The 19291-nt window shown below is 72.9% G+C and carries 21 protein-coding genes and 1 riboswitch; of the genes, 5 read left to right on the plus strand and 16 right to left on the minus strand.

Features of this window, described 5'->3' with window-relative positions:
• Nucleotides 1–6: 6 nt before the first annotated feature.
• A riboswitch (SAM riboswitch) is annotated at nt 7–120 on the minus strand.
• 143 nt (nt 121–263) lie between these two features.
• A complete protein-coding gene (locus AB0J24_RS04910; RefSeq protein WP_358675561.1) occupies nt 264–947 on the plus strand; it encodes a hypothetical protein in 684 nt (227 codons plus the stop codon).
• Nucleotides 948–1029: 82 nt separating this feature from the next.
• Nucleotides 1030–1365, plus strand: a complete 336-nt coding sequence (locus AB0J24_RS04915) for a DUF2795 domain-containing protein (RefSeq protein ID WP_358675564.1) — start codon at nt 1030–1032, stop codon at nt 1363–1365.
• A 77-nt stretch (nt 1366–1442) separates the two neighbouring features.
• Here AB0J24_RS04915 and AB0J24_RS04920 read toward each other — a convergent pair whose 3' ends face one another.
• From AB0J24_RS04920 to AB0J24_RS04995, 16 genes are all read right to left on the minus strand, one after another.
• On the minus strand, nt 1443–1844 hold the full coding sequence (locus tag AB0J24_RS04920; protein ID WP_358675567.1) for a hypothetical protein: 402 nt from the start codon (nt 1842–1844) through the stop codon (nt 1443–1445).
• Nucleotides 1841–2638 carry an isoprenyl transferase gene (locus AB0J24_RS04925; RefSeq protein ID WP_358675570.1) on the minus strand — a complete coding sequence of 266 codons (798 nt, stop codon included), beginning with the start codon at nt 2636–2638 and terminating at the stop codon, nt 1841–1843. The genes AB0J24_RS04920 and AB0J24_RS04925 overlap by 4 nt, the downstream gene beginning before the upstream one ends.
• Before the next feature lie 32 nt (nt 2639–2670).
• Nucleotides 2671–3078 carry a hypothetical protein gene (locus tag AB0J24_RS04930; RefSeq protein ID WP_358675572.1) on the minus strand — a complete coding sequence of 136 codons (408 nt, stop codon included), beginning with the start codon at nt 3076–3078 and terminating at the stop codon, nt 2671–2673.
• 88 nt (nt 3079–3166) lie between these two features.
• Nucleotides 3167–4048 carry a DNA repair protein RecO gene (gene recO, locus AB0J24_RS04935; RefSeq protein WP_358675575.1) on the minus strand — a complete coding sequence of 294 codons (882 nt, stop codon included), beginning with the start codon at nt 4046–4048 and terminating at the stop codon, nt 3167–3169.
• A gap of 46 nt (nt 4049–4094) precedes the next feature.
• Nucleotides 4095–5000: a GTPase Era gene (era, locus tag AB0J24_RS04940; RefSeq protein WP_358675578.1), complete on the minus strand. Its 906-nt coding sequence runs from the start codon at nt 4998–5000 to the stop codon at nt 4095–4097.
• The gene (gene lhgO, locus AB0J24_RS04945; RefSeq protein WP_358675581.1) at nt 4997–6277 is read right to left on the minus strand and encodes an L-2-hydroxyglutarate oxidase; all 1281 of its coding nucleotides are present in this window, start codon (nt 6275–6277) and stop codon (nt 4997–4999) included. The genes era and lhgO overlap by 4 nt, the downstream gene beginning before the upstream one ends.
• A gap of 81 nt (nt 6278–6358) precedes the next feature.
• A complete protein-coding gene (locus tag AB0J24_RS04950) occupies nt 6359–7858 on the minus strand; it encodes a hemolysin family protein (RefSeq protein ID WP_358675584.1) in 1500 nt (499 codons plus the stop codon).
• A 40-nt stretch (nt 7859–7898) separates the two neighbouring features.
• Nucleotides 7899–8444 (minus strand): rRNA maturation RNase YbeY, encoded by a 546-nt coding sequence (gene ybeY, locus AB0J24_RS04955; protein ID WP_358675587.1) that lies wholly within the window; start codon nt 8442–8444, stop codon nt 7899–7901.
• A 67-nt stretch (nt 8445–8511) separates the two neighbouring features.
• Nucleotides 8512–9588, minus strand: a complete 1077-nt coding sequence (locus AB0J24_RS04960; protein WP_358676426.1) for a PhoH family protein — start codon at nt 9586–9588, stop codon at nt 8512–8514.
• A 125-nt stretch (nt 9589–9713) separates the two neighbouring features.
• Nucleotides 9714–10577: a prolyl oligopeptidase family serine peptidase gene (locus AB0J24_RS04965; protein WP_358675590.1), complete on the minus strand. Its 864-nt coding sequence runs from the start codon at nt 10575–10577 to the stop codon at nt 9714–9716.
• Nucleotides 10578–10889: 312 nt separating this feature from the next.
• Complete coding sequence (locus tag AB0J24_RS04970; protein ID WP_358675593.1) at nt 10890–11663, minus strand: 16S rRNA (uracil(1498)-N(3))-methyltransferase; 774 nt, start codon at nt 11661–11663, stop codon at nt 10890–10892.
• On the minus strand, nt 11660–11944 hold the full coding sequence (locus AB0J24_RS04975) for a hypothetical protein (RefSeq protein WP_358675596.1): 285 nt from the start codon (nt 11942–11944) through the stop codon (nt 11660–11662). The genes AB0J24_RS04970 and AB0J24_RS04975 overlap by 4 nt, the downstream gene beginning before the upstream one ends.
• Nucleotides 11945–12045: 101 nt before the next feature.
• A complete protein-coding gene (dnaJ, locus tag AB0J24_RS04980) occupies nt 12046–13215 on the minus strand; it encodes a molecular chaperone DnaJ (protein ID WP_358675599.1) in 1170 nt (389 codons plus the stop codon).
• A gap of 53 nt (nt 13216–13268) precedes the next feature.
• Nucleotides 13269–14288, minus strand: coding sequence for a heat-inducible transcriptional repressor HrcA (gene hrcA / locus AB0J24_RS04985; RefSeq protein ID WP_358675601.1), 1020 nt, complete (start codon nt 14286–14288; stop codon nt 13269–13271).
• A 51-nt stretch (nt 14289–14339) separates the two neighbouring features.
• The gene (hemW, locus tag AB0J24_RS04990; RefSeq protein ID WP_358675603.1) at nt 14340–15560 is read right to left on the minus strand and encodes a radical SAM family heme chaperone HemW; all 1221 of its coding nucleotides are present in this window, start codon (nt 15558–15560) and stop codon (nt 14340–14342) included.
• A gap of 16 nt (nt 15561–15576) precedes the next feature.
• The gene (locus AB0J24_RS04995) at nt 15577–16299 is read right to left on the minus strand and encodes a hypothetical protein (RefSeq protein WP_358675606.1); all 723 of its coding nucleotides are present in this window, start codon (nt 16297–16299) and stop codon (nt 15577–15579) included.
• A 432-nt stretch (nt 16300–16731) separates the two neighbouring features.
• Between AB0J24_RS04995 and AB0J24_RS05000 the strand changes: the two genes are divergently transcribed.
• From AB0J24_RS05000 to AB0J24_RS05010, 3 genes are read left to right on the plus strand one after another with little or no spacing between them, the layout of a single operon-like run.
• Nucleotides 16732–18399 (plus strand): nitrite/sulfite reductase, encoded by a 1668-nt coding sequence (locus AB0J24_RS05000; protein WP_358675609.1) that lies wholly within the window; start codon nt 16732–16734, stop codon nt 18397–18399.
• Nucleotides 18396–18572 (plus strand): Insertion element protein, encoded by a 177-nt coding sequence (locus tag AB0J24_RS05005; protein WP_085913445.1) that lies wholly within the window; start codon nt 18396–18398, stop codon nt 18570–18572. Before AB0J24_RS05000 ends, AB0J24_RS05005 begins: the two co-directional genes overlap by 4 nt.
• Entirely contained in the window at nt 18569–19273 is a 705-nt protein-coding gene (locus AB0J24_RS05010) for a phosphoadenylyl-sulfate reductase (protein ID WP_358675612.1), read from the plus strand. Before AB0J24_RS05005 ends, AB0J24_RS05010 begins: the two co-directional genes overlap by 4 nt.
• Nucleotides 19274–19291: the final 18 nt, after the last annotated feature.

The following is a 19291-nucleotide window of genomic DNA, read 5'->3' on the forward strand; positions in this document are numbered from 1 at the left end:
GCGCCGGATCCGCGCTTGCCGACGCGGGTGTCGCGACGGCCCGGTCATCACCCGGGGCACCCCACCGCGGAGGAGGGTTGCCGGCCAGCAAGCCGGGGCTTCGCGCTGGCACTCGTGACCTTTCGGACGAAGACGTTAGCACCGGCCGCGGCGCCGACCACGCAACCGGGGACCGGAGAGGTGGACGTCACAGAACGTCTCATAACGCGACACCGTGCCGCGGCACCCGCCGATAGCGTGATCCACCGGAGGTGGGGTCGACGATGACCGACACGCACGAGGACGGCACTGCCGGAGACGGGGCCCCCGCGGCACCGACGACGGTGCGACGGATCGACGTACCGGAGTCCGGTGAGCTGGCACAGCTCGCGGCGGTCTTCGAGGACCTGCAGTACGTGCTGCGCTGCTGCGAGCACCTGGTGACCGCACTCGGCGGCCCGGAGTCCGGGCCGGTCCGGGTGGACGCCGACCCGGCGCTGGTCGAGGCGCTCTGGACCGGCGCGGTGATCGGCTACGTGCGCTGCTTCTCCGGCCGGACGAAGACCCTCACCAAGGCCGACCTGGAGAAGCTCGAACTCGAGGGCGAGGTCGGCGACTTCCACGAGATGGTGCTGAAGCTGCGTGACCACTACGCGTCCCGGCACGTCAACCCGCGCGAGTCGTACTCGGTCGGTGTCGCCCAGTCCAACGACGGCACCCCGCGCGGCGTCGCGATCGTCTCCACCCCGCGGCCGCTGGTCGACGAGACGACGGTGCGGCTGCTCGGGCGGGTCGCCTACGGACTGTCCGGGCTGGTCGACGCCCGGATGAAGAAGTCGCAGAACGACGTGCTCGGCGTCGCGCACGACATGACACCCGCCCAGCTCTCCGCGCTACCGATCGTCCACCTGGCCGACGAGCCCGATGCCGCCGGACCGGCCGACGGGCAGGGCCCCACCACCGGGTGACGCCCGCGGTGCATGGATCGCCGCACACCGGTAACCCTCGTCGGGACGGACACGACCATCGACGAGGGAGGCAGTTCCCGAGATGACGAGCCGCACGACCACCCCTGAGGCCGTCCACGCCGCGCTGGACGGCGTCACGTTCCCGGCCGGGAAGGACGAGCTGGCCGCCGGTGCCGAGCGCAACGACGCCGACGGCGCGACCCTGGAGGCGATCCGGGCGGTCCCCGCCGCGGACTACGGTTCCGTCTCCGAGGTCGTCGCCGCGGTCGACACCGCCGACGAGTCCCGCGAGGAGACCGAGCAGCTGCGCGCCCAGCGGCGCACCCAGCACACCCATCCCGGTCTCTCCGAAGCCACCAAGGACGTCGACCCGGTCAACCCGATCGCCGAGGAGCTGGGCACCAACCGCAAGAAGTGAGCCGATCGGTGGCGGGCCGGCAGGCCGGCACGGCCCGGCGGGGCGCCACACCCGGGCCGGCCCGCCGCGTGGGCGGGTCAGTCGCCGACCAGCTCCGCGCGCATGCTCGACGCCGAGGAGACGACCAGCATCAGCAGCGTGCCCATCGGCCCCTCGGCCAGCCCGGAGGCCGGGAACGCGTAGCGCAGTGTCACGTCCCAGCCGTGCTCGCCGCGGACCACCCGAGGGGTGCCGAACAATCCCTCGCCCACGCCGAGACCGACCCGCGACGGCACGTCGGGATCGGACAGGTCCCATGCCACCACACAGGTGATGTTGAGAACCGGCAGGCCCTCCTCCAGCTCGGTGCCCTGCACGACGCACAGCACGCCGCCGTGCGCGAAGGTCAGCGCCCCGTCGTCGTCGACGACGACGTCGTGGAAGCGTTCGAGCGCCGCCTGCGCCGTGCCGAGCATCCCGGCGATCACCGTGTCGGTCACTGCTCCCCCACTCCGTCCGCCGTGGCCGCCCGGTCCGTCGCGGCGCCGAACCGCCGGTCCCGCCGGGCGTAGATCTCGATCGCCTGCCAGATGTGCCGACGGTCGAAGTCGGGGAACAGTGTGTCCAGGAAGACCATCTCGGCGTACGCGCTCTGCCACAGCAGGAAGTTCGACGTCCGCTGCTCCCCCGACGACCGCACGAACAGGTCCACATCGGGCATGTCCGGCTCGTCCAGGTGCCGGGCCAGCATCCGCTCGTCGATCTTGTCCGGGTTGATCCGGCCCTGCGCGGCGAGGCGGGCGATCTGTCGCACCGAGTCGACGATCTCGGCCCGGCCGCCGTAGTTGACGCACATCGTGAGATCGAGGACGTCGTTGTGCTTCGTCCGTTCCTCGGCGATCTCGAGTTCCTTGATGACCGAGCGCCACAGCCGGGGCCGCCTGCCCGCCCAGCGGACGCGGACACCCATCGCGTCCATCTCGTCGACCCGGCGCCGGATGACGTCGCGGTTGAACCCCATCAGGAAGCGGACCTCGTCCGGGCTGCGCCGCCAGTTCTCGGTCGAGAAGGCGTAGGCCGACAGCCAACGGACACCCATGTCGATGCACCCGCGGGCGACGTCCATCAGCGACGCCTCGCCACGCTTGTGGCCCTCCGTGCGAGGCAGGCCGCGGGCGTTGGCCCACCGGCCGTTGCCGTCCATCACGAGTGCGATGTGCCGCGGCACCAGCGCCGCGGGGATCGTCGGGGGCCGGGCGCCGGACGGGTGCGGCGGAGGTGGCTGGAACGGCACGCCCAGCACCCTACGTCGGTGCCTGGTCGGGCTCAGATCCGGAACTGCTCGTCGGGCTCCTCCCGGACCGGCCAGGCCGGTACCTCCGAGTCCTCCAGCCGCTCGACGGTCTCGCGCAGTTCCCGGATGCCGCGATGACCGCGGGCCCGGTCGACCTCGGAGAGCGGCTCGCTGTCCTCCGGCCGGATCACCGGCAGCATCGGGATCGCCGGCCAGGCGCCGTCCTCGGTGCGGGCCCGGACCTGGCGCATCGCCCGCGTCGGCCCGTCCGGCGGGGACTCGGGCAGCAGCTCGGTCCGTACCGGGATGAGCTGGGTCGGAGCGACGGGCAGCCGCTGGGTCGCAGCGGCGAGCCGCCGGGTGCGCTCGGCCTCGGCCGTGTCGTCCCGACCGGCCCGGCCGTCCCTGCCGTCCCGAGGGGGGGTGTGGGGTGGGGTCACGTGCGCCTCTCCGTCGGATCCGATCGGTTCGGTTCGATCACAGGAGCGTAACGAGGCACCGGGGTGGGTTGCCCCGTGGAAGCCCGGATCACCCGGCGGAGTCGGCAGATGCGGCGCGAGGCGCGACCGGCGGTCCACCGTCGGCGGGCCCGGCACCGACCGGACCGCTCGGCGTCACCGGGAAACCTTCCGGCGGACGTTGCGGCGCCGCCGGACCCGAGCCGGGCCGGGGCCGGGACCGGCGGTCCACCAGCGGCAACGAGCGGAGCTGGCGCTCGAGGTGCCATTGCAGGTGGGCCGCGACGAGACCGCTGGCCTCCCGGCGGGTCGGGTCGGTGGAGGCGTCGGCGGCCGTCCAGTCACCGTGCAGCAGCGCCTCGAGCAACGCGACCGTCTCGGCCGCCGGGGTGACCGACCCGGGCGGGCGGCAGCGCGGACAGACCATCCCGCCACCGGCCACGGTGAAGGCCCGGTGCGGGCCCGGGGTGGCACAGCGCGCGCAGTCCGACAACGACGGCGCCCAGCCGGCGTGACTCATCGCGCGCAGCAGGAACGCATCCAGCACCAGAGCCGGTTCACGGACACCGTCGGCCAGCGCCCGGGTGGCCCCGAGCAACAGCAGATACACCCGCAGCGACGGCTCACCCTCCTCCGAGACCAACCGGTCGGCGGTCTCCAGGATCGCGCAACCACACGAGTAGGCCGACCAGTCGGCCACGACCGCCGGCGCGAACGCATCGACCGTCTGCGCCTGGGTGACGACGTCGAGCGTGCGGCCGGTGTAGCACTGCACGTCGACGTGGTTGAACGGCTCCAGCCGCGCCCCCCAGCGGGATCGGGTACGTCGCACCCCCTTGGCCACCACCCGGATCTTGCCCCGTTGCCGGGTCAGCATGGTGACGATCCGGTCCGCCTCGCCGAGCTTCTGCACGCGCAACACGATCCCGGTGTCGCGGTACAGCTGGGCCATGCGCCCAGCGTAGGCGCCGCCCGGCGGGCCGGCGCGCGGGCTCGGCTCAGAACCCGAGCTTGCGCAGCTGCTTGGGGTCGCGCTGCCAGTTCTCCGCGATCTTGACGTGCAGGTCGAGGTAGACCTTCGTGCCGAGCAGCTTCTCGATCTGCCGCCGGGCGTCCGAACCGACCTGCTTCAGACGGGCCCCGCCACGCCCGATCACGATGCCCTTCTGGCTGGACCGCTCGACCCAGACGATCGCGTGGATCTCGAGCAGGTTCTTCTTCTCGATCATCTCCTCGACGGTCACGGCGATCGAGTGCGGCAGCTCGTCGCGCACCCCCTCCAGGGCGGCTTCCCGGACGAGCTCGGCGACCAGGGTCTCCTCGGGCTCGTCGGTGAGGTCCCCGTCCGGGTAGAGCTGCGGGCCCTCGGGCAGCTGCGCGACCAGCAGGTCGGCGAGCAGCGCCACCTGGAACCCGGACCGGGCCGAGGTCGGGACGACCTCGGTGAAGTCCATCAGACCCGCGACCTCGGCGAGCCGCTCCGCCACCTGCTCCGGTGGGACCAGGTCGGTCTTGGTGACGACCGCGACCACCGGGGTGTGCGCGGCGACCTTGCGCAGCTCCTCGGCGATGAACCGGTCGCCACGGCCCACCTTCTCGTTCGCCGGGACGCAGAACCCGACCACGTCGACCTCCGCCCAGGTCTCGCGGACCACGTCGTTGAGACGGGAGCCGAGCAGGGTCCGCGGCCGGTGCAGACCGGGGGTGTCCACGAGCACGATCTGGGCGTCGTCGCGATGCACGATGCCCCGGATCGCGTGCCGGGTCGTCTGCGGCCGGCTGGAGGTGATCGCCACCTTCTGCCCGACCAGGGCGTTGGTCAGCGTGGACTTGCCGGCGTTGGGCCTGCCGACGAAGCAGGCGAAGCCGGACCGGAAGCCCTCGGGGGACGCGGGCGGGGTCATGCCGCGGCGCCCAGTCTGCCGAGGATCTCGCGGCCGATCGGCAGGGCCGCGGTCGCCGCCGGGGACGGCGCGTTGAGCACGTGCAGGATCGAGCCCGCCGCACCGGCGCCGTCCGGGCCGGGCTGGTCGAGGAACAGGAAGTCGTCGACCAGGGTCCCGTCGGGCTTGACCGCCTGCGCCCGGACACCGGCTCCGGCCGGGTGCAGGTCCTCGGCGGTCACGTCGGGCAGCATCCGCTGGATCTGGCGGACCATCGCCTTGCGCGACAGCGACCGCTGCACCTCGCCGAGGCCGTAGCGCCAGTGCCTGCGGGCGATCCGGATCATGCCCGGGTAGGTGAGCGTGCCGAGCAGCTCCGCCGGCCGGACGGTGCGCCAGTCGTAACCCTCGCGGGCCATCGCCAGCACCGCGTTCGGCCCGGCGTGCACGTGGCCGTCGATGCCGCGGGTGGCGTGCACCCCCAGGAACGGGAACTCCGGGTCCGGCACCGGGTAGATCAGCCCCCGGACCAGCGAGGCGGCCCGCTCGGAGAAGCCGGAGTACTCGCCGCGGAACGGCACGATCCGCACGCCCGGGTCGGCGCCGGCCAGGGTCGCCAGCTCGTCGCAGCGCAGCCCGCCGCACACCACGACCCGCTTCCCGAGCAGGTCCCCGCCGGAGGTACGGACCACCACGTCCGACGGTCGCCGGGCGAACCCGGTGACGGCCCGGCCCAGATGCACCTCGCCACCGCCCTTCTCGATCAGCTCACCCAGCTTCTCGGCGATCGCGCGGTAGTCGCAGATGCCGGTCGAGGGCACCCACAACGCGGCGAGGCCGCGCACGTCGGGTTCGTAGACCTTCATCTCGTGCTCGTCGAGCCGGTGGTTCTCCACACCGTTCGCCTCGCCCCGACGGGCCAGCGCGTCGAGCCTGGGGAGCTCCGCCGGCTCGGTCGCCACCACCAGCTTGCCGCAGACCCGGTGCGGCAGGTCGTGCTCCCGGCAGAAGGCGACGGTCTCCGCGCAACCGGCGACCGCGAGCCGGGCCTTGTAACCACCGGGCGCGTAGTACAGGCCGGAGTGGATGACGTTCGAGTTGTTGCCGGTCTGGTGGTTCGCCAGCCGCGGCTCCCGTTCGACGACGGCGACCGACAATCCCGCACCGGTCGCCGCGTACGCGGTGGCCAGGCCGACGATCCCGCCGCCGACGACGACCAGGTCGTAGGACGGCGTCGCGGGCAGTCCGACTCCGCCCGGGACGCTCCCGGTGGAGCCGTCGCGGTCGCTTCCAGCCATCGGTTCCTCCTCCGGCCCCGCCACGGGGCGGGGGCCGTTGTGCTGCTCGTCCGCACGGCCGGTCCGGGCCGTGGCGGGTTGCTACGCCCGGTCGGCGCGGGCCACACCGCTGTGCTCGGTCGGGTCGGACACGCTCGGGCCGCCCACCGCCGGGTCGGACACCGTCGGGTCGGACACGCTCGGGTCGGACACGCTCGGGTCGGACACGGTCGGACCGGACGCGTCGACGGGCCGGGCGCGATCCGTGCCGTCGTCATCGGCCGCGGCCGGTTCGAGCGGGCTGACCAGCACCGAGGTGATCCGGATCCGGCCGCGCGCGTCCTTGCCGCCCTCCCCCTGGAGCCGGAGCAGGCCGTCGACCTCGGCGACGGCACCGGGCAGCGGCACCTTGCCCAGTCGCTGGGCGAGCAGGCCACCGACGGTGTCGACGTCGGAGGTCTCCAGCGCGCGGCGCAGCTCGTCCTCCCGGGGGGTGCCGCGGAAGCGCCCGGCGAACAGCTCCTCCAGGTCCTCGACCGGGAGTCGCGATGCCACCCGGAACGCCCCGTCCTCGACCTCGGCGACCTCCGGGATCTCCTCGGTGTCGTACTCGTCGGTGATCTCCCCGACGATCTCCTCGAGGATGTCCTCGATCGTCACGACGCCGGCCGTGCCGCCGTACTCGTCGACGACGACGGCCATGTGGTTGCGGCTGCGCTGCATCTCCCGCATCAGCTCGTCGCTGCGCTTGGAGTCCGGGACGAACGCGGCCGGGCGCAGGATCTCGGGCAGCGACTTCGGCGGGGCGCCGCGGAACTGGGCGTCGTCACGGGCCCGGACCAGGTCCTTGAGGTAGGCGACTCCGATCACGTCGTCGATGCCCTCGCCGAGGACCGGGATGCGTGAGTAACCGCTCTTGAGCGCGAGCCGTAGCACCTTGTCGACCGGGGTGTCGCGCTCCGCCCAGATGACGTCCGGCCGCGGCACCATGATCTCCCGGACCGGAGTCTCCCCCAGTTCGAACACCGAGTGGATCATCTTGCGCTCGCCCTCGTCGACGACGCCGCGATTGCTGGCCATGTCGACGAGTTCGCGCAGCTCGACCTCGGTGGAGAACGGCCCGTCCCGGAAACCGGGCCCGGGGGTGATCGCGTTCCCGAGCAGGATGAGCAGCTTCGCCAGCGGGGAGAGCACGGTGCCCAGCGCGCGGATCGGCGCCGCGAGCATCAGCCCGATCCGGTACGGGTGCTGACGACCGAGCGTGCGCGGGCCCACCCCGACCAGCACGTAGCTGGCCAGGACCATGATCACGGCGGCGAGCACGAGCCCGATCCAGGGCTCCGAGAACAGCGGTGCGAGCGCCACCGCGAGCAAGATGACGGCGACGGTCTCGCAGGTCACCCGTAGCAGCATCAGCAGGTTGACGTGTCGGGGCCGGTCGGCGACCACCGCGGACAACGCTCGCCCGCCGGGCCGGCCGCTGCGCACGGCGGCCTCGACCCGTGCCCGCGAGAGCGACATCAGGGCCGAGTCGGCGGCGGCGAACAGGCCGGCCAGCAACACGAGCAGGAGCGTGGCGACGATCAGCCAGGCGGTGGTCACAGATCCTCCGGAACCGCGTGATCAGAATGGGACGGTACGGTCACCGGCCGGGCTCCTCCTCGAAGCCGGCGGTGCCGAGCAATCGGTCGTCGCTGCGACGCTGGGCCTCGCGGGCGCGCAGTTGGGCGCGGTCGTCACGCCACCGGACCAGCAGCCGGTTCTGCAGCGCGAACATCTCGCGCTCGTCGTCCGGTTCGAGGTGGTCGTAGCCGAGCAGGTGCAGGATCCCGTGCACGGTCAGCAGGTGCAGCTCGTCGGCGAGGGTGTGGCCCGCCTTGCGGGCCTGCTCCCTGGCGAACGCCGGGCACAGCACGACGTCACCCAGCAAGGCCGGGCCGAGATCCGGGGCGTCGGGACGCCGACCGTCCTCGGCCAGCGAGTCCATCGGGAACGCCATGACGTCGGTGGGGCCGGGCTCCTCCATCCAGCGGACGTGGAGCTCCTCCATCGTGTCCAGCCCGACGGCGGTGACGGCCAGCTCCGCCGCCGGATTGACCTTCATCGCGTCCAACGCGTACCGGGCCACCGAGACGATCTGCGCCTCGTCGATCGCGATCCCGGACTCGTTGACGACCTCGATGCTCACCGGCGTCGCCTCGTCCCCACCCGTGTCGTCCGTCTGGTCCCGGCCAGCGTAGACGGGCGGTACGACACTATCGGCGGCGCCCGCCCCGCCGGGTCGGCGGGCCGTTGCGGGGCGCCCCGTTCCCGGCGTTCACCGCCGCGCGCCGCTCGGACACGGCGTCGAACCGGGCGTAGGCGTCGACGATGTCGGACACCAACCGGTGCCGTACGACGTCGGCGCTGTCGAGGTAGGAGAAGTGCACGTCCTCGATGCCTTCCAGTATGTCCTGCACCACGGCGAGCCCGGAGCGGGCGTTGCCGGGGAGGTCGACCTGGGTGATGTCCCCGGTCACCACGATCTTCGAGCCGAACCCGAGGCGGGTGAGGAACATCTTCATCTGCTCGGGCGTGGTGTTCTGCGCCTCGTCCAGGATGATGAACGCGTCGTTCAGGGTCCGCCCGCGCATGTACGCCAGCGGGGCCACCTCGATCGTGCCGGCGGCCATCAGCTTCGGGATCGACTCCGGATCGATCATGTCGTGCAGCGCGTCGTAGAGCGGGCGCAGGTAGGGGTCGATCTTCTCGAACAGCGTCCCCGGCAGGTAGCCCAGCCGCTCCCCGGCCTCGACCGCCGGCCGCGTCAGGATGATCCGGTTCACCTGCTTGGCCTGCAACGCCTGGACGGCCTTCGCCATCGCCAGGTACGTCTTCCCGGTGCCGGCCGGGCCGATCCCGAAAACGACGGTGTGCGCGTCGATCGCGTCGACGTAGCGCTTCTGGTTCAGTGTCTTCGGCCGGATCGTCTTGCCGCGCCGGGACAGGATGTCCAGGCTCAGCACCTCCGCCGGGGACTCGCCCAGCCGGCCGCCCTCGGCGGCGTCGGCATCGGCGAGCATCGCGACCGTGCGGCGGACGGTGTCCGCACCGACCAGCTGGCCGCGCCCGGCGAGTGTGATCAGCTCGGTGAAGACGCGCTCGGCGAAAGCGACGTCACCGGGCGCGCCGGAGAGGGTGAGCTCGTTGCCGCGGACATGGACGTCCGCGGCCAGTTCGTCCTCCGCGGTGCGGAGGCTCTCGTCGCGGGAGCCGAGCAGCGAGAGGAGCGCGGTGTCCGGTACGGACATCTTCGACCGGACGGTCCCGCCCGGTGCCGCGTCGGACCGCAGTTCGGTCCGGGGGATGGAGCCGGGGTCGGTGCCGGTCAAGGGTGTGATCGCCTGCCTCTGGTCTGACGCGGTCGGTTCCCGGAATGGTACCCGCGAGACGCCGCCCGGCACCCGCCCATTCCGGCTCACCCACCGGCCAGTCCCTCCAGGGCGCGCAGGCCGGCGGCCCATCCGGGGTGCGCGACGTCGATGAGCTGCAGGTGGTCGGCCCCCTCGACCCGCACCAGCTCCGACCGGTCGCCCGCAGCGGTCGCCTCGGCGACGAACGTCTCGCTCTGCGCGAGCGGAACGGTCTCGTCGGCGGTGCCGTGCACACACACCGAGGGCACCCCCAGCGGCAGTCTCCGGATCGGGCTGGCCACGGCGTACCGCTGTGGTGCCGAGCGGGGAGTGCCGCCGACCAGGGCGTCCACCGCCCGGTCCCCCAGCGCGGAGGCCGCCGCCAGGTCCAACACCCCCGCCAGCGGGACGACGCCCGCCAGCTGGACGACGGGGTCGGCACCCGGATCCCCGGACTGCTGACCCGGCCGGGTCGCCAACCAGGCCGCCAGGTGCCCGCCGGCAGAGTGCCCGAGCGCGTAGACCTTCCGGAGGTCGAACCGGGTGCTGCCCAGTGTGGAGAGATGGTCGGCGGCCATCGCGACGTCGTCGAACGTGGCGGTCCAGCCACCACCGGCGTCGAGGCGGCGGTACTCGATGTTCCAGGTGGCGAACCCGGCCGCGACCAGCGCGGCCGCGGCCGGGCGCATCAGACCGAGATCGCTTCCGGCCCCCCAGAACCCGCCGTGCACGACGACGACGATCCCCCGCGGCAGCGGCCGGTCCTCGGGCACGGTGAGCTCACCGAACTGGTCGGGATGGCCGCCGTAGGCGATCCGCTGCGGTACCGGCGGGTCGGCGGACGCGGTACTCTCCGGTTCGGCGGGACCGTCGTCACCGGAGGCACAGGCCCCGAGCAGCGGGGTCGTGGCGAGACCGCCCAGCAGCACCCGAAGGTGCGGCGGTCGACCCGCGCAGGGTGGTCGGGATCACGCACGGGCGGATCATGTCACGTGAACCGGACGACGACGAGCAGCTCGGCCGGAGCGTAACCGACCGGGTACTGCGACCGCGGTCCGCGGCCGGCGCAGGCGGTGCGTCGTCACCACCGGTGATGCGCCGTCTCCGCCCGGCCGTGCGCCGTCGCCGCTCGGGCAGGTCCGGCCGAGCACGGCCACGAGCCCCGGCAAGGGAGGTGCCCTTCCCGCGGATCCGCTCACCGGGTGAGCGAATCCGGCGGAGTGTTCCCTCCTCGGCCCGGCTCAGGTCCCGGCCCGGCCCCCGGCTCCGCGGCCCCAGCGCCCGGTGCGGACCGCGATCGCACCGAGCGCGACACAGGCCGCGGTCGAGGCCCGCAGGACCTCGGGCCCCATCCGGACCGCGATCGCACCGGATCCGGTCAGTGCGGCGAGCTCGTGCTCGTCCACCCCGCCCTCCGGACCGACGGCGAGCAGGATCTCACCGTGCCGCGGCAGATCGAGATCGGCCAGGCTCACCCCGGCCGATTCGTGCAGCACCACCGCGAGATCCGCACCGGCGACCCGCTCGGCGAGCTGCCGGGTCGTGACCGGCGCGCCGACCTCGGGCTGCCAGGGCCGTCGCGACTGCTTGGCCGCCTCGCGGACCGTGCTGCGCCAGCGTTCCAGGGCCTTCGCGCCGCGCGGGCCCTCGTCCCACCGGGCGACACAGCGGGCCGCCCGCCAGGGAAGGAACCCGTCGGCGCCCGCCTCGGTCGCGGTCTCCACCGCCAGCTCACCCCGGTCGCCCTTCACCAGCGCCTGCGCGACGATCACACGCACCGCAGGCTCGGGAACGTGCACGACATCGAGCAACCGGACCGCGAGCGCGTCTTTTCCGACGACACCGGTGACCTCGGCGTGCGCGACGGCGCCCCGGCCGTCGGACAGCACGAGCGGTTCACCGGGCCGGAGCCGGCGCACCGTCGCGGCGTGCCTGCCCTCCGGCCCGTCCAGGACCGTCTCCGCACCGGCCGGGTCGCCGAGATGATCGACCAGGAACAGCGGCGCAGTGGTCACGACGCGGGCGGGAGGCGACGCAGGATCTCGCGGAGCATGGCGGTGTGCTCGGCCAGCGTCGCCGCGTGCTGCCCGTGCAACCGCGTGTGCTCGGCCAGCGTCGCCGCGTGCTGCCCGTGCAACCGCGTGTGCTCGGCCAGCGTCGCAGTGTGCCCGGTCAAGGTGGCGGTGTGTCCGTCGACGATCTCACGGACGTCGACGACCGTGTCGGCGACGGCCCGCAGGGTCTCGTCCTGGGAGTCGACCCGTCGGGTCAACGCGGCGATCTCGGCTCGGGTCACGCCGCCCACCATGACAGCCGGACCGGTCCCCCCGCGGCGATTCGCCGGTATCGGGAACCGGCAACCGCGGACGTCGGCGCGGACGACCGCGGAGGGGCGTCTCATCGCCCGCCCCACGTGTCGCGCAACCGGGAGAACAGGCCGTGCCCGTTGCGGGAACCACCGACCAGGTCGGGCTGCTCCTCACCGCGTAGCCGCGCCAGCTGACGCAGCAGCTCGGTCTGTTCCTTGTCCAGTCTCGTCGGCACCACCACCTCGATGTGCACGAGCAGGTCGCCGTACCCGTCCACCCGCCCGGTCGAGCGCAACCGGGGCATGCCCTTGCCGCGCAACGTCCGGACCGCGCCGTGCTGGGTGCCCGGCTCGATGCCGATCTCCTCGACGGTGCCGTCGAGCAGTGTCAGCGGCAGGGTGGTGCCGAGCGCGGCGGCCGTCATCGGCAACGGCAGGGTGCAGTGCAGATCCGAACCGTCCCGGGTGAAGATCTCGTGCGGGGCCTCCTCGACCTCGACGTACAGGTCACCGGCCGGGCCGCCGCCCGCGCCGACCTCGCCCTGCCCGGCGAGCCGTACCCGCATCCCCTCGGCCACCCCGGCCGGGATCTTCACCGCGACGTCGCGCCGGGACCGGACCCGGCCGTCGCCTGCGCACTGCCGGCAGGGATCCGGGATGACCTCGCCGAAGCCTCGGCAGGTGGGACACGGCCGGGCCGTGACGACCTGCCCGAGGAAGGAGCGCTGCACGCTCTGGATCTCCCCGGAGCCGCCGCAGGTGTCGCAGGCGGCCGGACGGGTGCCCTCGGCACAACCGGACCCCTGGCACTGGTTGCACATCACCGCGGTGTCCACGGTGAGGTCACGGTGCACGCCCGAGGCGCACTCCTCCAGGGTCAGCTCCATCCGGATCAACGCGTCCGCGCCCGGCTGCACCCGGCTGCGCGGGCCCCGCCCGCGGCCGCCGGCCGCCGGCCCCCCGAAGAAGGCGTCCATGATGTCGCTGAACCCACCGAACCCGGCGAACGGATCACCGTTGCCGGCGCCACCGCCGCCCCGCGGGTCCAGCGGGTCCCCGCCGAGATCGACGATCCGCCGCTTCTCCGGATCGGTCAGCACCTCGTAGGCCGCACTGACCTCACGGAAACGCTCCTGCGCCGCAGCGTCCGGGTTGACGTCCGGATGCAGTTCCCGGGCGAGTTTGCGGTACGCCCGCTTGATCTCCGCGGCGTCGGCGCCCTGCTCGACGCCCAGGATCCCGTAGTAGTCGCGTGCCACCTGGCTCTTTTCCTCTTGGTCCTTCGTTCACTGGCGACGGGGAGGTCCGCCGATTACCGCCCGGTCAGGATCTCACCCACGTACCGGGCGACCGCATGCACCGCCGAGATCGTGCCCGGGTAGTCCATCCGGGTCGGTCCGACGACGCCCATCCCGCCCAGCGGCGTCCCCGATCCGTACCCGACCGTGACCACCGAGGCGGTCCGCAGGTCCTCGGCCTCGTTCTCCTCGCCGATCCGGACCGTGACCAGGCCGGACTCCTGGGACGCGGCGAGCAACCGCATCACGACGACCTGCTCCTCCAGGGCCTCCAGGACCTGCCGCAACGAGCCGGGGAAGTCCCCGTGGCTGCGGGTGAGGTTGGCCGTGCCCCCGAGCACCATCCGCTCCTCCGGGTGCTCGACGAGCGTCTCGATCAGGACGGTCGCGACCTGCGTCAACGACATCCTCAGGTCGTCCGGGGCGGTCTCGGGGAGCTCGGCGACCGCGGCCGACGCCTCGGTGAGCTTGCGCCCGTTCAGCGCGTTGCCGAGCATCTCGCGCAACCGCGCCACGTCGCCCTCGTCGAGGACGTCGCCCAGGTCGACCACCCGCTGGTCCACCCGGCCGGAGTCGGTGATCAGCACCAGCATCAGGCGGGCCGGCGTCAGCTGCACGACCTCGAGGTGGCGCACGGTCGAGCGGGTCAGCGTCGGGTACTGCACGACCGCGACCTGCCGGGTCAGCTGGGCGAGCAACCGCACGCTGCGGCGCAGCACGTCGTCGAGATCGACCGCCCCCTCCAGGAACGACTGCACCGCCCGCCGCTCGGCCGCCGACAGCGGCTTGACCTGTGAGATCCGGTCGACGAACTGGCGGTATCCCTTGTCGGTCGGGATCCGGCCCGCGCTGGTGTGCGGCTGGGCGATCAGCCCTTCCTCCTCGAGAACAGCCATGTCGTTGCGCACGGTCGCGCTGGACACCCCGAGGTTGTGCCGGTCCACGAGCGCCTTGGATCCCACCGGCTCCTGGGTGGAGACGTAGTCGGCGACGATGGCCCGCAGTACGGCGAACCGGCGCTCGTCGGCGTTCATGTCCCGCATACCTCCCCGGGCGGTCGGTGTCACTCGGCGGCAACGCCCATTCTAGGCGCCGCCGGGCGCCACGGGCCGGACCGTCGCCACCCCGTGATCAGCATCCCGTTCTCCGGCGAGCAGCAGGTCGGTCACCACGCGATCGGCCAGCAGGCGCCCCCGGTCGGTCAGCACCGCCCGGCCCGCCGCGTGCGCGCCGGGATCCAGCAGCCCCTCGTCGACGGCGCCGGCCGCGGCGACCCGCGCGGGTGGTTCGAGCAGGTGGTGGGCGATCCCCTCGGCCAGCCGCAGGCGCAGCATGACCCGCTCGGTGTACCGCTCGGCGGCGGTGAGGTGCTCGCGGCCGGCCTCGGGCGACTCACCGGCGGCGAGCGCACCGGCCCAGCGCGCCGGATGCTTGACGTTCCACCAACGCACCCCGGCCAGGTGGGAGTGGGCACCGGGCCCGATGCCCCACCAGTCACCGTCGCGCCAGTAACCCAGGTTGTGCCGGCAGGCGGCGCCCGGTTGTGACCAGTTCGACACCTCGTACCAGTGCAGACCGGCCGCCCTCAGCCGCGCGTCGAGCAGCTCGTAGCGGGTCGCGGCGACGTCGTCGTCCGGGGCGGGCAGCTCGCCGCGGCGGACCCGGCGGTGCAGCGCGGTGCCGTCCTCGACGATCAGCGCGTAGGCCGACACGTGATCGGCCCCGGCGTCCAGGACGGCGTCGGCGGACCGCCGCAGGTCGTCGTCGGACTCACCCGGGGTGGCGTAGATGAGGTCGAGGTTGACGCTGGCGAACCCGGCGTCGCGGGCCTCCCGTGCGGCGGCGACGGCGCGTCCGGGGGTGTGGGTGCGGTCGAGCACCGCGAGCACGTGCCGGGCGGCGGACTGCATCCCGAGCGAGACCCGGGTGTAGCCGCCGCCGCGGATCCCGGCGAAGAACTGCGGCGACGTCGACTCGGGATTGGACTCGGTGGTGACCTCGCAGTCGGGGGCCACCCGGAACTCGGACCGGACGGCGGCCAGCACCGCGGACAACCGGTCGGCCCCGATCAGCGACGGCGTGCCACCGCCGACGAACACGGTCTGCACCGTCCGGTCGCCGACCGTGCGTGCGGCGAGCGCGATCTCCCGCCGGGCGGCCTCGAGCCAGCCGTCCGGCGAGGAGGCGTCACCGGCCAGCTCGGAGGCGGTGTAGGTGTTGAAGTCGCAGTAGCCGCAGCGGGTCGCGCAGAACGGCACGTGGACGTAGATCCCGAAGGGGGGCGGCACGCCTTCCGAGTGTGCCACCCCCGCCGGGACGGGCTCAGCGCGCGATCACGGTGCGGCGGGCCCGCCGCACCGCCACGCCGAGCGCAGGCAGGTCGAAGCCGTGCACCGGGTAGGACACCCGGTCGGGCTCGGACTCGAGCAGTTCCAGCAGCACGTCACCGTCCGGACGGTGCTTGAGCGTCACCTGCAGCCGCGCCGGCTGCAACCCCTCCGTACCGGGCCGCGGGGTACCGACGACCTCGAGGTCCAGCGCCGCGACGGCCGGCCACGGGATGCGCACCGGCCGGTCGCGCTCGGTCGGGACGCCGAGGACGAGGCCGTCGTCGGCGAAGGTCACCCTGCTGTGCCGCCGGATCCGGGCGAGTCCCGTGGCGAGCCCGACCAGGCCGAGCAGACAGCTGCCGCCGACCGCGACGAACAGCAGGAGCCCCAGGAGGCCGAGCTCGGTACCCCCGCGCAGGTCCTGGACGATGCCGCTCGCGCAGACGACGAGGATCGCGGCGGCGGGTATCGCCAGCGCCGCCCCCCGCAGGGCGGTGCCCCAGAGCGGGCCGAAGGTGCTCCGCACCGATGGCGGCGGGGCGAGCGGGCGGGTGGTCCCACCGGGGGCGGGTACCGGCCGGTCGCAGCGGATCGGGCCGGTTTCGATGTCCCCGGCCGGCACCTGCCACCGGTCCAGCCGTTCCCGGACCGACCGCGCGTCGAACCCGGCGAGGTCCAGCTGCACCCGTCCGTCCGGGCCGTCGATCTCGAGCATCTCACCTGCCCGCCGGCGAGGCGGGGAGATCGGGCGCGTTCATGGCCCGATCGTGCGGGGCCGGGTGCCCGCCGCGCGGCGGATCGGGATGCAGGGTTCGCTGGTGCGAAGCCCACCGCACAGGTCACCGCGGGGCGCACCGTGGATCGACGGACCAGGTTCCTGCGGTGAATCATCGAGGTCGGCACGGTGAGTCCTGTCCCACTATGCGAACTCCCCCGGTGGCCCCCGTCCGGACACCATGAGACGCTGGTCGACGTGCACGCGCTCCGTCTCCGCCTCGTGGCCCGCCGCCACGTGGACCTGAACCGGACCCGCAGCGCGCTCTGTCGCCGTCCTTCCTGACGGCCCCGCATTCCCACCCCCGGGCCGCTCCGCGCCCGTCCCGGGCCGGGGTGTGCCCGTGTCACCGACACCCGGAGCACCCACCACATGGCGCCCTCGAAGACTGCTCCCGGCCGCGTGCGCGGCCAGGGCCAGTGGAAGCTCGGCCACCGCGAACCGCTCAACCCGAACGAGCGGAGCAAGCGCGACGACAATCCGCTGAACGTGCGCTCGCGGATCGAGAACATCTACGCCAAGCGCGGTTTCGACTCGATCGACCCGGCCGACCTCCGAGGCCGTTTCCGCTGGTGGGGTCTGTACACCCAGCGCCGCCCCGGGATCGACGGCGGGCGGACGGCGGCCCTGGAACCCGAGGAGCTCGACGACTCCTACTTCATGATGCGGGTACGGCTCGACGGCGGCGCCGTCTCGGTCGCCCAGCTGCGCGCGCTCGGCGAGGTGTCCCAGGACTACGGCCGGGACACCGCCGACGTCACCGACCGGGAGAACATCCAGTACCACTGGATCCGGGTCGAGGACGTCCCGGCGATCTGGGAGAAGCTCGAGGGCCTGGGCATGCAGACCACCGAGGCCTGCGGTGACTGCCCGCGGGTGGTGCTCGGGTCCCCGGTGGCCGGGGTCTCCGCCGACGAGGTGATCGACCCGACCCCGGCGATCGACGAGATCGTCCGCCGGTTCATCGGCGACCGCGAGCTGTCGAACCTGCCGCGCAAGTTCAAGTCGGCGATCTCCTGGCAGCAGGACGTCGCACACGAGGTCAACGACATCGCCTTCGTCGGTGTCGTGCACCCGGAGCACGGTCCCGGTTTCGACCTGTGGGTGGGCGGTGGCCTCTCGACCAACCCGAAGATCGCCGAGCGGCTCGGGGTGTGGGTGCCGCTGGACGAGGTGCCCGACGTGTGGCACGGGGTCGTGCAGGTCTTCCGGGACTACGGGTACCGCCGGTTGCGGCACCGCGCCCGGATCAAGTTCCTGATCGCGGACTGGGGCGCGGAGCGGTTCCGCCAGGTGCTGCAGGACGAGTACCTGGGCCGGGCGCTCCTCGACGGTCCGGCACCCCCCGTTCCCGACCGGCCGATCGATCACGTCGGCGTGCACAAGCAGAAGGACGGCCGCAACTACGTGGGCGTGGCCCCGCCGTCCGGCCGGGTGTCCGGGACGACGCTGGTGGCGGTCGCCGAGGCCGCCGAGCGGGCCGGGTCAGACCGGATCCGGTTCACCCCCTACCAGAAGATCGTCGTGCTCGACGTCGCCGACGACCGGCTGGACGGGCTCGTCGAGGACCTCAACCGGATCGGCCTCCCCGCGCAGCCCTCCACCTGGCGGCGCTCCACGATGGCCTGCACCGGCATCGAGTTCTGCAAGCTCGCGATCGTCGAGACGAAGGAGCGCGCGATCCGGTTGGTCGAGGAGCTGGAGAAGCGCCTGGCCGACGTGGTTCCGGACGTGCCGATCTCGCTGCACCTCAACGGCTGTCCGAACGCCTGCGCCCGCACCCAGGTCGCCGACATCGGGCTGAAGGGCCAGATCGTCACCGACGGCGACGGCAACCAGGTGGAGGGCTTCCAGGTACACCTCGGCGGCGGGCTCGGCCTGGACGCCGGGTTCGGCCGCAAGCTGCGCGGGCTCAAGGTCACCAGCGCCGAGCTGGGTGACTACGTCGAGCGGGTCGTGCGGAACTTCGCGGCACAGCGCGAGGGTGACGAGCGGTTCGCGCAGTGGGTGCTGCGAGCCGACGAGGCGGACCTCAAGTGAGCGAGCGGGCCGCCCCGTTCTACTGCCCGTACTGCGGGGAGGAGGACCTGCGCCCCGCCGAGCGGTCCGAGAAGGTCCCCGGCGCCGCCTGGTGGTGCGCCGGGTGCCTGCGCACGTTCGTCGTGCGTTTCGTCGGCATCGGCGTCCCCGAGACCTCAGGAGCGGAGTCATGAGCGTTGCCCTGGAGACCGACCTGCGCGCGACGGCCGAGCGCGGTGCCGCGGAGCTGGGCCCGGACGCGACCGCGGGCGAGCTGCTCGGGTGGGCCGTCCGGACCTTCGGCGACCGGCTGATCGTCGCCTCCAACATGCAGGACGCCGTGCTGGTCGACCTGGCGTACCGGGCGAAGCGCGACATCGAGATCCTGTTCCTGGAGACCGGTTACCACTTCGCCGAGACCATCGGCACCCGCGACGCCGTCGACTCGGTCTATCCGGAGCTGACGATCGTCGAGGCCACCGCCGAGCAGTCGGTCGCCGAGCAGGACGCCGAGTTCGGCAAGGATCTGTTCGCCCGTGAACCGGATCGTTGCTGCGCGCTGCGCAAGGTGGTGCCGCTGCAGCGCACGCTGGCCGGTTACGACGCCTGGGTCACCGGTGTGCGCCGGGTGGAGGCACCGACCCGGGCCGGCACCCCGCTGATCACCTACGACGACAAGTTCGGCCTCGTCAAGATCAACCCGATCGCGGCGTGGACCGACGAGGACATGGACGCCTACATCGCCACCCACGGCATCCTGGTGAACCCGCTGGTCGACGCCGGTTACCCGAGCATCGGCTGCGCCCCGTGCACGGTGAGGCCCGCCCCGGGTGCCGATCCCCGCTCCGGCCGCTGGTCGGGCCGCGCCAAGACCGAGTGCGGCCTGCATGGTTGACACGTACACGAGGGAGTT

Source organism: Pseudonocardia sp. NPDC049635 (assembly GCF_040659795.1).
Taxonomy (GTDB): Bacteria; Actinomycetota; Actinomycetes; order Mycobacteriales; family Pseudonocardiaceae; genus Pseudonocardia.

Excerpts from the sequence above, each read along its gene's own strand:
- AB0J24_RS04910 (WP_358675561.1), top strand. The coding sequence starts at position 264 with ATGACCGACACGCACGAGGACGGCACTGCCGGAGACGGGGCCCCCGCG.
- AB0J24_RS04915 (WP_358675564.1), top strand. The coding sequence starts at position 1,030 with ATGACGAGCCGCACGACCACCCCTGAGGCCGTCCACGCCGCGCTGGAC.
- recO (WP_358675575.1), bottom strand. The coding sequence starts at position 4,048 with ATGGCCCAGCTGTACCGCGACACCGGGATCGTGTTGCGCGTGCAGAAG.
- era (WP_358675578.1), bottom strand. The coding sequence starts at position 5,000 with ATGACCCCGCCCGCGTCCCCCGAGGGCTTCCGGTCCGGCTTCGCCTGC.
- lhgO (WP_358675581.1), bottom strand. The coding sequence starts at position 6,277 with ATGGCTGGAAGCGACCGCGACGGCTCCACCGGGAGCGTCCCGGGCGGA.
- hrcA (WP_358675601.1), bottom strand. The coding sequence starts at position 14,288 with ATGAACGCCGACGAGCGCCGGTTCGCCGTACTGCGGGCCATCGTCGCC.
- AB0J24_RS04995 (WP_358675606.1), bottom strand. The coding sequence starts at position 16,299 with ATGCTCGAGATCGACGGCCCGGACGGACGGGTGCAGCTGGACCTCGCC.
- AB0J24_RS05000 (WP_358675609.1), top strand. The coding sequence starts at position 16,732 with ATGGCGCCCTCGAAGACTGCTCCCGGCCGCGTGCGCGGCCAGGGCCAG.
- AB0J24_RS05010 (WP_358675612.1), top strand. The coding sequence starts at position 18,569 with ATGAGCGTTGCCCTGGAGACCGACCTGCGCGCGACGGCCGAGCGCGGT.